The sequence below is a fragment of the Saccharomonospora sp. CUA-673 genome (assembly GCF_001942305.1).
GTDB lineage: Bacteria > Actinomycetota > Actinomycetes > Mycobacteriales > Pseudonocardiaceae > Prauserella.
Map to the genome: position 1 here is coordinate 76768 of NZ_MKKE01000015.1, position 11605 is coordinate 88372.

Annotated in this window: 12 protein-coding genes, 3 tRNA genes and 1 pseudogene; 11 read left to right on the top strand and 5 right to left on the bottom strand. The window is 67.9% G+C overall.

The window, feature by feature from the left end; genetic code table 11:
• Positions 1–23 precede the first annotated feature (23 nt).
• Entirely contained in the window at positions 24–1136 is a 1113-nt protein-coding gene (locus tag BJF85_RS09170) for an Ig-like domain-containing protein (RefSeq protein WP_075846628.1), read from the bottom strand.
• Positions 1137–1635: 499 nt separating this feature from the next.
• Here BJF85_RS09170 and BJF85_RS09175 point away from each other — a divergent pair, with 499 nt between their 5' ends.
• Positions 1636–1839, top strand: a complete 204-nt coding sequence (locus BJF85_RS09175) for a cold-shock protein (RefSeq protein ID WP_009156738.1) — start codon at positions 1636–1638, stop codon at positions 1837–1839.
• Here the strand turns inward: BJF85_RS09175 and BJF85_RS31300 are convergent.
• A complete protein-coding gene (locus BJF85_RS31300; protein ID WP_369822128.1) occupies positions 1818–2546 on the bottom strand; it encodes a hypothetical protein in 729 nt (242 codons plus the stop codon). The two genes, BJF85_RS09175 and BJF85_RS31300, sit on opposite strands and share 22 nt — an antisense overlap.
• A 677-nt stretch (positions 2547–3223) precedes the next feature.
• Here BJF85_RS31300 and BJF85_RS09185 point away from each other — a divergent pair.
• The 4 genes from BJF85_RS09185 (at position 3224) to BJF85_RS09200 (ending at position 4288) form a co-directional block, all read left to right on the top strand.
• Positions 3224–3472, top strand: coding sequence for a hypothetical protein (locus BJF85_RS09185; protein ID WP_075846609.1), 249 nt, complete (start codon positions 3224–3226; stop codon positions 3470–3472).
• Positions 3473–3894: 422 nt separating this feature from the next.
• Positions 3895–3967, top strand: a tRNA-Glu gene (locus BJF85_RS09190).
• A gap of 32 nt (positions 3968–3999) precedes the next feature.
• Positions 4000–4073, top strand: a tRNA-Asp gene (locus BJF85_RS09195).
• A gap of 141 nt (positions 4074–4214) precedes the next feature.
• Positions 4215–4288 (top strand) — tRNA-Phe (locus BJF85_RS09200).
• 69 nt (positions 4289–4357) lie between these two features.
• On the opposite strand, the gene BJF85_RS09205 is transcribed toward BJF85_RS09200, so the two are convergent.
• The 3 genes from BJF85_RS09205 to BJF85_RS09215 form a co-directional block, all read right to left on the bottom strand.
• Complete coding sequence (locus BJF85_RS09205; RefSeq protein WP_075846610.1) at positions 4358–4876, bottom strand: hypothetical protein; 519 nt, start codon at positions 4874–4876, stop codon at positions 4358–4360.
• A gap of 3 nt (positions 4877–4879) precedes the next feature.
• Entirely contained in the window at positions 4880–6292 is a 1413-nt protein-coding gene (locus BJF85_RS09210; protein ID WP_222844478.1) for a hypothetical protein, read from the bottom strand.
• A 100-nt stretch (positions 6293–6392) separates the two neighbouring features.
• On the bottom strand, positions 6393–7016 hold the full coding sequence (locus tag BJF85_RS09215; RefSeq protein WP_075846611.1) for a TetR/AcrR family transcriptional regulator: 624 nt from the start codon (positions 7014–7016) through the stop codon (positions 6393–6395).
• A 165-nt stretch (positions 7017–7181) separates the two neighbouring features.
• Between BJF85_RS09215 and BJF85_RS09220 the strand changes: the two genes are divergently transcribed.
• The 6 genes and pseudogenes from BJF85_RS09220 to BJF85_RS09245 form a co-directional block, all read left to right on the top strand.
• On the top strand, positions 7182–7670 hold the full coding sequence (locus BJF85_RS09220) for a DUF3558 family protein (protein ID WP_158056854.1): 489 nt from the start codon (positions 7182–7184) through the stop codon (positions 7668–7670).
• A gap of 165 nt (positions 7671–7835) precedes the next feature.
• Positions 7836–8486, top strand: a complete 651-nt coding sequence (locus tag BJF85_RS09225; protein ID WP_075846612.1) for a DUF3558 domain-containing protein — start codon at positions 7836–7838, stop codon at positions 8484–8486.
• Between the two features lie 40 nt (positions 8487–8526).
• A complete protein-coding gene (locus tag BJF85_RS09230; protein ID WP_255375505.1) occupies positions 8527–9135 on the top strand; it encodes a DUF3558 domain-containing protein in 609 nt (202 codons plus the stop codon).
• A gap of 306 nt (positions 9136–9441) precedes the next feature.
• On the top strand, positions 9442–9894 hold the full coding sequence (locus BJF85_RS09235; protein WP_083666144.1) for a hypothetical protein: 453 nt from the start codon (positions 9442–9444) through the stop codon (positions 9892–9894).
• On the top strand, positions 9891–10544 hold the full coding sequence (locus BJF85_RS09240; RefSeq protein ID WP_255375503.1) for a DUF3558 domain-containing protein: 654 nt from the start codon (positions 9891–9893) through the stop codon (positions 10542–10544). The genes BJF85_RS09235 and BJF85_RS09240 overlap by 4 nt, the downstream gene beginning before the upstream one ends.
• Positions 10545–10643: 99 nt before the next feature.
• Positions 10644–11605 (top strand): annotated as a pseudogene (locus BJF85_RS09245) (hypothetical protein); the annotation flags it as partial.

Below are 11605 nucleotides of genomic sequence, written 5' to 3' on the forward strand. Positions count from 1 at the left end.
CGCAGTGTCCGGCGCTGTGTTCATCAGGAGAGGGCCGACATCGACGTCCACTCGTCCCACGGGTAGTTCCAGTCGTGGTAGTCGCCGTCGCGCGGGCCGAGCGGCACGGAGCTGCCCGTGACCTCGAACGGATCGCCCGTCTGCGCGAGCTCGTAGTACTCGCGGGCGTTCTCGGGCGAGAGGTTGATGCAGCCGTGGCTCACGTTGGTGTTGCCCTGGTCGCCGATCGACCACGGCGCGGCGTGCGTGAACTCCCCGTTGTTGGAGATCCGCACGGCCCAGTCGACCTCGAAGTCCTCGTAGCCGTAGCCGGGGTTGTTCATGAAGTACTTGGGGTGCTTGCTCATCACGACGTGGATGCCGCTGCGGGTGACGCGTCCGGGATCGGACTCGAGGCCGAAGCTGGCCGGGTAGTCGGCGGTCTGCTGCCCGTCGACGAACACCTGCATCCGGTGCGACTGCGTGTCGGCGCGGACGATCTGCGAGCGGCCGATGGTGAAGTCGGAGTGCAGGTCGTTGTCGCCGTAGGCGCCGTCACCGAGGTCGAGCCCGTACAGCTCGGCCGCCAGCGACACCTCGGTGCCCGGCGGCCAGTACTCCTGGGGCCGCCAGTGCACGGCGGTGTCGAGTTCCAGCCACGCCCACGAACCCTCGACGTCGGCCGACGTCTCCACCGACAGGGCGCGTTCGACGGCCGCCTTGTTGCGCACCGGTTCGGTGAAGGTGATGGAGATCGGCATGGCGATGCCGTACGTGTTCCCCGGGCCGACGTTGGTGCGGGCGCCGACCGTGCGGTCCGGCTGCACGGTGTGGAACGAGCCGCGGACCTCGGTCGTCTCGCCGTCGTCGTTGGTGGCGGTGCCCGACCACGTGTAGGTCCGGTCGTAGCCGAGCGGCTCGGTGACGGTCCACGACGTGCGGTCGTCGGCCAGCTCCCCGTCGACCCGCTTGCCCTGCGGGTTGGTCAGCGCGACGTCGTCGAGCGTGCCGTGCCGCACGGTGACGCCGACGCTGTCGCGGGGTTCGACGTCGCGGGCGCCGTCGCCGGGTTGCAGCGACACCTGGGCGGGCGTCGCGGGCTGCGGGGTGGGCGGGGCGGCCTCGCCGCCGGTGCACGCGGTGAGCGCGAGCAGCATCGCCGACACCAGCGCGACCGGCCTGACCCGCCGGAATGTCCGTTTCGTCGACACGTCGACCCGCCCTTCGTCCGCCCGTCGCGGCCCGGCCGGCGGCTGCCGGGAGTCGCCGGGACCCGTCGAGAATAGTGATGACGGTCACGTCCCGCTGTTCGGTGCGCGTACCCGTCGGTGACTCGGTGGGCACGTCTGATCGCCGCTTGTGCGGGTAAATCCGCCCCGTAGACCTCATCGCCGGTGTGGACCGGTTCGAAACGCGGCCGGCCGGTGATCCGCCCGGTCGGACCAACCGGCGCCGTGGGGCTGGCCAAACGGCGGCAGACGGGTAGGCTGCGAGGTGGCCGTTGTTTTGCGTGTTCGTGGCTTCACACTCGCGGAACTTCTAACGCGGGGCGTGAGACGGACATGCGCTCTTTCGCAACAACCTCGTTGGAACCGCCCGGATCGGCCGGGACCCCGCCACGGCGGGGTCCAGCTCAACAGCAACGAGGAGTAAACGGTGGCGCAAGGCACTGTGAAGTGGTTCAACGCCGAAAAGGGCTTCGGCTTCATCGCCCAGGACGGCGGAGAGGGCGACGTGTTCGTCCACTACTCGGAGATCGAGGGTCGCGGCTTCCGCACGCTCGAGGAGAACCAGCGAGTGGAGTTCGAGGTCGGCCAGGGTCAGAAGGGCCCCCAGGCTCAGAAGGTTCGCGCTCTCTGAGGCGTCACCGACTGACTTTCACTGACTGACGAGCGAGCCCCCGGCGACATGGTCGCCGGGGGCTCGCTTGTGTATGCGGTTGTTGTCCGGGCGGGGGTTCGGGCCCCGCGCCGGTCAGCGGCGGGGGTCGTCCCAGCCGGTGCGGTCGAAGAAGTGCTCGTCGGTACTCGGGTCGGCCTGCGTTGCGGGACCGCCGGCGACGGGGCGCAGATGCGGGTCGGTGTGTTCCTCGGGGCGGGGCGCACCCGGCAGCCCGGCCTGGGGCGCTGCGCCGGTGCGGCGGGCGTCTGGGGCGCGGGCGCCTGCGGTGCGGGCGTCTGGGGCGCCGGGGCCTGCTGGGCCGGTGGCTGGTCGCCGGTGGGGCCGGCCTCCCAGGCGAGGCGTTCGAGGACCCATTCGAGGGCGAGCGCCTGCGGGGAGGTGTTGCGGGCGGCGGCGACCTCGCTGAGCTGTTCGCCCGCGGCGTGGGTCATGCGCAGTTGGTAGACCTGCGCGTCGCCGAAGCGTCGGCCGGAGCCGGTGCTTTCGAGGTCGTTGTCCGGGGCGAGCGCCTTCAGGTAGCTGGAGAGCTCCTGGTCTTCGGCGCCGTCGTCGGCGGTGTCGGGGGCGGCCGGTGCGGAGCCGGAGCGCGGCGGGGTGTCGTCGTCGCGACGTCTGTCGCCGGACTTACCGCGGCCCGTGAGCCGTCCGAAACTTGGTTTAGGCACGCCGGCCACGATAACGGTTGTGTTTCGTCGGGGCCGTCCGACGTGGCTGTCGACACGCCATGTCACCCATTGCGAGTGGTCATTCTGCTGTTCGGAGTAGTCATGCGCCGTTCGTGTGGGCATAACCTGTGGGGATCTTCCGCGGGGCCGATACGGGCCGTGTTTGCTGGGCGTCCGCGGGTGTGTCGACCATTCTTCGAATGATCATGCAACCGCCGTGCGGAGTAGTCCGAAAAGTGGTTCCGAGCTGCGAATTCGCGGGTTCTCGCAAGGCTGTGGAGATGGAGAGGCCCCCGCGCCAGGGGGGAGGAGCGCGGGGGCCGGAGGGGATCTCCACAGGCGCTGACCGGGGGTGCGTCAGCACCTCGATTGTTGCACGATTCGGCGCCGGCTGGCGAGGTTTGCATGCGAGAAAAATGCGGCCGAGCGGTCACCGGCCGGTGGTGTCGCGTTCACGTTGGGCGGTTCGAGTGGCGGTTGATCATGAGGGGTTGACATTCGCTTCGGCGTCGAGCAAAAGGGCCGTTCTGGTCCGCGTGGGTTCCCCCGGCCGCGCCGGATGACTTCGTCCCGTGACTGCGACTTCACTCTGCGGGGGGCTGGGGTTGTGGTCGTCGCGTGGCTAGCCTCGGCGCAGGTTGATCGAGCTCAATCCGGCCGGCCCCTTGGAGGTAGCCATGAGCGGATCGGTGGAAGTGCGGCAGTTTCTCCTCCGGCAGGACGGCGGGGAGCAGCTCTCGGGTGTCGGGGGCCTGCCGGGGCAGCGTTCGGCGCCCGCGGAGGCGCCGAAGGTGTCCGACGATCAGGTCCGCAGGGCGCGGATGGCCGTGGCGTCCGGTTCGCGGGACGTCGAGGACTGCGCGCAGCTGCTCGACATGCTCGGCCTGACTCCCGACGACGACGGCAACACGCCGGTGCAGCGTTAGCGTCCACGCCCCGTGCGTGTGGCGGGCGCGGTGTGCCGGCGGCGGGTTGTCCGAAGGTTGCCCTGTCCAGGTGCACACCCCCTGGTCGTGCACCTGGACAGGCTCTAGTCAAGTTAGTGGGCGGGCGATGGCCAGGCAAACGATTGCGCACCCGTTCGCCCGCGTGTAGTGCTCGATTCGGCTTCCGTTAACCCGCGGGTGCGTCAGCGTGTCCGAGTCGTCGCGCAGCGTGCGCGCTGCGAGGTCGGCGCAGGGCGCCGGTTCCGGATGATCGCTGCGAGTGGGTGGGATCGACCGTTGCCGCAGGTCAGGATCCAAGTGACCCCCGGTGTATCGGCGGGGTGGCAGGTACCCTAAACTAGTCATCGCTCCCGGGAAGTGACCTGGAGAGCGTGGTCGGTCGGTAAACCGGAGCCGACCGGGCTCCCATCGTCCAGCGGCCTAGGACTCCGCCCTTTCAAGGCGGCAACGCGGGTTCGAATCCCGTTGGGAGTACGGCGGTACGATGAGTACCGACAACATAATATGGCCCTGTGGCGCAGTTGGTTAGCGCGCCGCCCTGTCACGGCGGAGGTCGCGGGTTCAAGTCCCGTCAGGGTCGCAGCAGGAGAGCGGGTTCGTCGTCACGGCGGACCCGCTTTTTGTTGCCCCACAGTGCCGGCCACGCCCACGGACCGTCGCTCGTCGGCGTGGACCCCGGCGGTGGGTCGGGTGTGCACGTGCGGTAGTGTGTACAGCCAACGGCCAGGTAGCTCAGTTGGTACGAGCGTCCGCCTGAAAAGCGGAAGGTCGCCGGTTCGACCCCGGCCCTGGCCACAGCGAGAAAGCCGCCCCGATCCCGGTCGGGGCGGCTTTTTCACGTTCCGGAGCCTGGTCGACCGGTGGTCATCGCCCGCCCGGAACGCTTCTGCGATGCCGGACGAGGTAGCCGATGGACGCCGCGCCGAGAAGCGGCGGCCAGAGCGCGGCGAGCAGATAACACGCGGCGCAGAGCCAGGCCCACCCGTCGTAGTCGGCGCCGCCGAACGGATCCACCTTGTCCCACGCGATCACCGACATGGTCACCAACAGGGTCAGGACGAGCGCACCGGCGAGGCCCGCCGTGCCGACGACGGTGGGGACGAGGCGTCCCCGGCGCCCACGCAACCAACGCGGCGTCAGCCGTGCGGGATCGACCGTCAGCGCCACCATGCACGCGATGGCCGCGATCTGGACCAGCGACAGTCCGAGCAGGTACCAGGTTCCCGTGCCGGGGATCTGTTGCTCGTCGCGCCAGGCCTCCGGTGTCCCGAGCGGGAACCCCGCCGCCACCGGTAGTCGCCACAGTGCGGTCGGCAGCGCAACGGCCATGGCCGCGTATGCGCACGACGCGACCAGGTCGGGTGAGTTCGCGCGATCGGTCATGTCTCAGTCCTGCCGCGCGAGTTCGCCGGGTGCCGCCTGTGTCTTCGGCCAGGAGATGACGGCGGTGGCGTGGGCGTCGAGTACGGCGACTCCGTCGTCGATCGCCGCCGGTTGCCTGCCGGCGGTGACGCCGACCTGCTCCAGCTGGAACGTCCTGGCGCCCTCGGGCATGGCTACGGGGACAGGCGTGGCCGTCTTGTTGATCAGCAGGATCTTGCGGTCGCCGGCGGCGCTCGCGTAGCCCTGGGCGTGCACGCGCGGGTCGGGGTATCCGTACGCGGCGGTCGCGGCGGTGGAGACCAGCGTGTCGCCGGGGCCGAAATGCCTGAGCAGCAGTGCGAGCGCGTCGTAGCGCGCGTTCGGCTCCCCGGTCTCCCAGTCGAGGAGGCTGATGCCCGGATTCATCCCGGGGTAGTCGATGAACTCCGCGATGCCGACCAGGTCGATGCCGAGCTCGACGAGCTTGGCCCAGAGGTACGACTGGACCGAACCACTCAGCACCCAGTACTCCGCGGGGAAGTCCGGGGTGGGATCCATGGGTGCGGGCGGGAAGGTGCCGAGTTCGTTGATGTGGGTGGCGGCAGCGGGTGCAAGCCGCCGCCGGACGGCATCGATGTGCCGGACCTGGTCGACGAATGCGTCGGCCTGGGCGAAGAAGATGTCCCGCCAGTGTTCGTACGGTGCGTTTCCGTTGGCACCGAACGGATTGACGATCTCGGGCTGGGCGTAGAAGTGGTACGAGAACGCGTCGATCGGAACCCCGTCGGCGTGGTTGTCCGCGTCGAGGAAGTGCCAGTAGTACTCCGGCTGCGGATGAACGTGGCTCAGGGAGAGTCCGATGAACTTCATCTCCGGGTCGAGCGGGGCGAGCCGGGTGACCACCGCGTCGTAGAGGCGGGTGTAGGTCTCGGGCGAGAGCCGGTGTCCGACGTCGGGTTCGCACAGCACTTCCCAGTAGGCGAACCGATAACGGTGACCCGACTCGTGCCACACCCCCAGCTCGTCGGTGAATCCGCCCGCGATGTACCAGCTGGCCAGCCGGTAGAAGTAGTCGGCGACCTCGGCGCAGGTGGGGTCGCGCAGTTCGGTGCCCTGTTCGTACTCCCAGTGGATCTCGTCGGGGTCGTCGGAGACCGGGACCGGCTCGGGCGTCACGAACATCCAGGTCGGGATCGTCGCGAAGTTCGCCACGACCGGACGTCCTTCCGCGGCCGCCACGAAGTCCTCGACGAACGGGTCCAGTAGGTCGAAGTTCCACGACGTCGTGTCGTCGCGCGGCGGGGTCAGTTCGGGAACCGCCAGCCGGGGATGACTGAACCATGGCAGGAAACGAGCGAGGTCCACGCGAAGACCGCGCAGGGCGTCGAAGGCCTTGTCGTGGATCGGCGAACCGCGCCGCAGCTGCGGCGCGTCCACAGGTGCGTCGTGAGAGTGGTCTGCGATCTGCCGGTGGCGACGGCCCAATCGACGTGCAGCGTGGTGGGCGGGCGCGTGGCGGTGTCCGGCGGGGTGGAGGTCATCTCGGAGGTCCTTCCTCGGGTGGGCGTGGGTGGCCGAGCGCGGGCAGGATCGCCTCGTCGACGATCGCGGCGAGCGCCTTGGTGTCGGGCAGTTCCCCGGTGTCGAGCTGGTGTTTGAGCACCAGTGCCTCGCCGAGGTCGACGACGACAGGGGTGATCAATCGCGGGTCGACGTCACCGCGTGCGGCGTAGTGCTCGATGACGGTGCGGGTGAACCGGGTGCCGTGGGGTTCGAAAACCCGTGCGTAGAGGGATTCCACGAGGTCGGGCCTGCGTCGGCGTTCGGCCAGGATCGCCGCGACGGCGGGAGCGTGCGGACCTCCGAGCCACTCCACCAGTTTCTCCAGCGAGCGCAGGAGATCCGAGCGCAGCGCGTTGCCGTCCACGGAGACCTGTTCGACGGGCATGGCGTCGGCCAGGGCGTCCAGCAACAGGTCCTCGACCGAGGTGAAGTGCCGATAGATCGAGGTCTTGGCGACGTCGGCGCGCCGGGCCACGCCTTCGATCGACAGCCTGCCCAACCCTTGATCCGTCACCTCGGCGATGACCGCCGCGCGGCAGGCTTCGCGTACGTCGGCCTTCGAGCGCCGCCGGGACGTATGTCGAGGAGCGAGGTTCATACGTTGAAGATAGATACGGACTCGTAGCTACGCAACCGTATCTATCTTGGTTTGCTGGACCGCTGTAGCCGGCTCCGACGTCGCCGACGCGGCCGTGGGAGCTGAGCGCGCGGGCGCGTGGGGGTTCGGTACTTTTGCCGGGTTCCACAAGCGTGAGGGGTGGCTGTGCGGAAACGTGTACTGGCGGGCCTGGCGACCGGTGCCGCGTTGCTGTTGGTGACCGGCTGTGCCGAGGGCGCCGGCGGCCAGGCAGAACCGGCACCGGAAGCGGCAGCGGAGTCGTCGGAGGTAATGCCGGAGTCGAGTGAGTCCGACGATGCGACGGACCTGCCCCACAGCGGTGCCCCAGCGGTGCCGAACCCGCTACCGGAGTCGGTCCTGACCGGCGACCCGTGCGACGTGGTGCCGCCCGATCAGGTGGAGACGATCCTGGGGCAGCGTGTAGAGGGACGAGACTCCGATTTGGACGAGTTGGGCCCTGGCTGTCACTGGGCCAATGTCGATGATGGATCAGGTTTCCAAGTTCGCTTCCACACCGTGATGCGTCAGGGGCTGAGTGCTTCGTACGCGAATGCCCAGCAGCAGGTTGATAACTTCACAGCTATTGACTCGCTGGCGGGATTCCCTGCCGTCAGCTATCAGGCGGCGACGTAGAGCGCGAGTGCCATGTTGTGGTGGGGCTGGCTGACGAGTACGGCGTATCAACAGCTGCCGGGCTCGGTTACGACGCCCACGATGCAGGGGAAGACCCATGCGAGGCGACGGCCACGGTGGCCGAGATGGTCGTCGAGAATCTGAAGAACAACGCTGGGGGATGACATGAGTAAGCGTGCTGTTGCCGGGTTGGTGACCAGTGCCGTGTTGGTACTGACCGGTTGCGCTGAGGACTCTGATGGCCAGGCGGAGCCAGCGTCGGAAGTAGCAGCGGAGTCGTCGGAGGTGACACCGGAGTCGAGTGATGCCGGAGAATTGTCGGAGCTGCCGCACAGCGGCGCCCCAGCGGTGCCGAACCCGTTGCCCGAGTCGGTCCTCGCCGGAGACCCGTGCGACGCACTGACGCCTGACCAGGTGGAGATGGTCCTCGGCGCGGAGGTGGAGGGCCGAGCCTCCGACCTGAACGAGCTGGGACCTGGTTGCCACTGGGGCAACGTAGAGCAGACTTCAGCGTTTCAGGTTCGGTTTCACACGGTGATGAAGCAGGGATTGAGTGCTTCATACGCGAACGCCCAACAGCAAGCCGCGCACTTTGAAGCGATCGATTCGCTGGCTGACTTTCCGGCTGTGGAGTTCAACGACGGCAGCGAGGACACCGGATGTCAGGTCGTCGTTGGGCTGGCTGATGAGTACGCCGTGTCTATCGGTGCCGAACTGGGTTACGACGCCCAAGCGGAAGGGCAGGACCCATGCGAGGCCACGGTCACGGTGGCCGAGATGGTCGTCGAGAATCTGAAGAACAACGCTGGGGGATGACAAGAGTAAGCGTGCTGTTGCTGGGTTGGTGACCAGTGCCGTGTTGGTACTGACCGGTTGCGCTGAGGGCTCGGATGGCCAGGCGGAGCCAGCGTCGGAGGCGGCCGCGGAGTCGTCGGAGGTGGAACCGAACTCAAGTGACCCCGGAGGCTCGTCGGACTTGCCGCACAGCGGCGCCCCGGCGGTCGCAGACCCGTTGCCTAAGTCGGCGTTGCCGCAGGATCCGTGTGATGCGGTGACGCCGCAGCAGGTCGAAACGATTCTTGGTCAACAGGCGCAGGGGGAACGGGCCGACCAAGAGGAGACCGGCCTTCGATGCCGTTGGACCGATGGTGCCGGCGCCGGATTCGACATCGGTTATGCGACCGAGACGGGTCAAGGGTTGAGCGCGTTCTACGCGAATACCCAACCTCAGATGGAGATCTTCCAAGCCGTCGACCCGGTCTCCGGATTTCCGGCTGTCGAGTACAAGACGGGTCATGACGATAGCCTGTGCACAGTCGTTGTGGGGCTAGCCGATGACTATGCAGTGGGAGCCTCGGTTGCGCAAACCGTAGAAGCCAACGCCGAAGGTCAGGATCCGTGTGAGCCGGCGGCCAAGGTCGCCGAGCTTGTCGTCGAGAACCTGGGCACCAACGCCGTGGGCTGAGTCGGCGAGGCCCATGGTCGGCGGTATGGACGTGCTTGCCGGCCATTCAGCGGCCGCCCGCTTTTCAGGTGGACGGTAGTTGGCGCTCGGTGGTGACCCGCTGTGCATGGGTCCAGACCTCACCGGGCTGCGCGCGGAGGTTGGCGGAGGGCCAGCTGATCTCGCTGGTTGGGGGTTGTCGGCGGTGCCTGCCGTGGGGTTTTCGGAACCATTTGCCGGGTTCCGGCGTCGTACGGTCTGTGATTGACTACGGTGAGCTTGCGTCTCGCTCGTAGGGGACACGACTGACCAAGGGGGAACGTCGACGTGGCGAAGCACGGTATCCGGGGTGGCCAGCAGGACCAGAGCTTCTTGGAGAAGGTCACGCCCTGGAAGTCCACGGACTTCAAGATCGGAGCCGGTCTGGGCCTAGCCGGGAGTGGCACGGCCAGCGGCCAGTTCGAGCTCGACCCCGAGAACGCCGACCACATCTGCCGCGTCGCCGGCGAGATCGCTGACGACTTCCAAGAAGCACTGCAGCAGGCTCGTGATCTCAGTAGGACGCCGCCACCGGCTCAGGACCCGGCCAGTCTGGGCTTCAACCGTATCGGTAACCAAGCCCTCATGTTGGGAGCCGGTCACGTGAAGGCCGAATATGCCTACTGGCGGAACCTGCACGAGTCGCTGCAGAAGGCGTTGGCGGAGTACCGAGAGGCCGACGAGCAGGCCAAGGGCGACATCACGTCCAACGGTGGCGGAGCGCGCAAGGGGTGGCTGTGACGAAGAGGTTGGTCGCCGGGTTGGCAACCGGTGCAGTGCTGGTCATGCTCGCCGGGTGTGGTGAGGAATCGAACGGCCAGGCTGAACCTGCGCCGGAAGCTCCTGTGGAGTCCTCCGAGGCCGCGCCCGAATCGGATGTGGCCGACGGGTCGGCAGAGTTGCCGCACAGCGGTGCGCCGGTGGTGTCGAACCCGTTGCCGGACTCAGTGCTGGAGGGTGCGCCGTGCGACGTGCTGGCTCCTGACGAGGTCGAGATGATCCTCGGGGCGCAGGCCGAAGGCGCGCATTCCGACTTGGACGAAGTGGGACCCGGTTGCCGTTGGTCAAATCCTGGGCAGGGTTCATCCGTCCAGGTCCGATTCCATACCGTGCAGAAGGAGGGGTTGAGCGCGAATTATGCGCACACCCCACAGCAGGTGGAGCATTTCGAGGAGATTGACCCAGTAGGCGGCTTCCCTGCGGTCGAGTTCGGTGACGCAGGAGGAGAGACTGGGTGCCAGGTTGTCGTCGGGCTTTCTGATGAGTACTCCGTCGGAGTCGATGGAGTCCCAGGATACGACGCGGCGAACTCCGGAACGGATTCCTGCGAAGTTGCGGCCAAAGTGGCAGAGGTTGTTGTCGAAAACCTGAAGAACAACGCGGGGGGATGAATCATGGGGAATTTATTCGGCGACAAGCAGTCGAATGATCTGGACGATGAGAAGCTCCGTGTCCAGCTCGAGCATACGCTTCCGTTCTTCGGTAACAGTATGACGATCCAGCAGATTGTCGAGGAGATTCACAACGGGAACGCCAGCTCGTGGCAGTCGGCCGCGTCCGGGATGGGCAACCTGTCCGGAACTCACGGCAACGCTGCCGAGCGAGGCTCCGAAATGCTGCAGGCGTTGGAAAGCGCGTGGAGCGGGGCCGGTGCGGATGCTGCCCGGCAGCGGATCTCGGTCGGCCGCAAGGCCGCCGACGCCGCGGCCGACGTGTACAGCACCAACCAGTCCTTCTACCAGTCCAACGCGAGCGCGTTCGACAGCGTGAAGCAGCGCCTCCCGAAGATCCCCGCCGAACAGCCCGAAACCGGGCTCTGGAGCACCGTCACCCCCTGGCAGACCGGCGCCGAGAAGGACCTCGCCGAATACAACGCGACCGTCGACCGGGCGCGCGAGACCTACTCCACCCACGAGACCGCGACCCTCCAAGCCGGCCACGACGTCGACGGCAGCTTCGTCAAGCTCGGCGAATTCGGCGGCGACCTCGGCTCGTTCGACCGCGGCGGAGGAGACGACGGCGGGACGGGCCTCGTCGACATCGAACAAGAACGCGGCGGAGGCGGCGGAGGCGGCAGCATCCCGGGCGGCGGTGGCCCCGTCGGCGGCGGATCCGTCAGCCCCATCGGCGGCGGCTCGACCGGCAGCATCAGCCCCACCCCGTCGGCCGTGCCCAACGACTCCACCGGATCCTCCGGCCTCAGCCCGTCCACCGGCACACCGCCCGCCGCCAACTACCCCAGCGGCGGCATCCCCGGCGGTCCCGGATACGGCCCCAACAACCCCGGCGCCCCGGGCGGCCCCGGCGCAACTCACCCGGCCTTCGGCCCCGTCGGCGGCGGCGGACCCGCGGCAGCGGCTTCGGCCCGGCGGAACCCCCGGCGGCGGAGCAGGCGGCGCGGGCGGAGCGGGACGCATCCGGAGGCGGCGGCGCCATCCCAGGCGGAGCGGCG

What these genes read in the sequence shown, in the direction of transcription:
- BJF85_RS09170 (WP_075846628.1), bottom strand. Translation starts at nt 1,136, where the DNA reads ATGCTGCTCGCGCTCACCGCGTGCACCGGCGGCGAGGCCGCCCCGCCC.
- BJF85_RS09185 (WP_075846609.1), top strand. Translation starts at nt 3,224, where the DNA reads ATGAGCGGATCGGTGGAAGTGCGGCAGTTTCTCCTCCGGCAGGACGGC.
- BJF85_RS09205 (WP_075846610.1), bottom strand. Translation starts at nt 4,876, where the DNA reads ATGACCGATCGCGCGAACTCACCCGACCTGGTCGCGTCGTGCGCATAC.
- BJF85_RS09215 (WP_075846611.1), bottom strand. Translation starts at nt 7,016, where the DNA reads ATGAACCTCGCTCCTCGACATACGTCCCGGCGGCGCTCGAAGGCCGAC.
- BJF85_RS09225 (WP_075846612.1), top strand. Translation starts at nt 7,836, where the DNA reads ATGAGTAAGCGTGCTGTTGCCGGGTTGGTGACCAGTGCCGTGTTGGTA.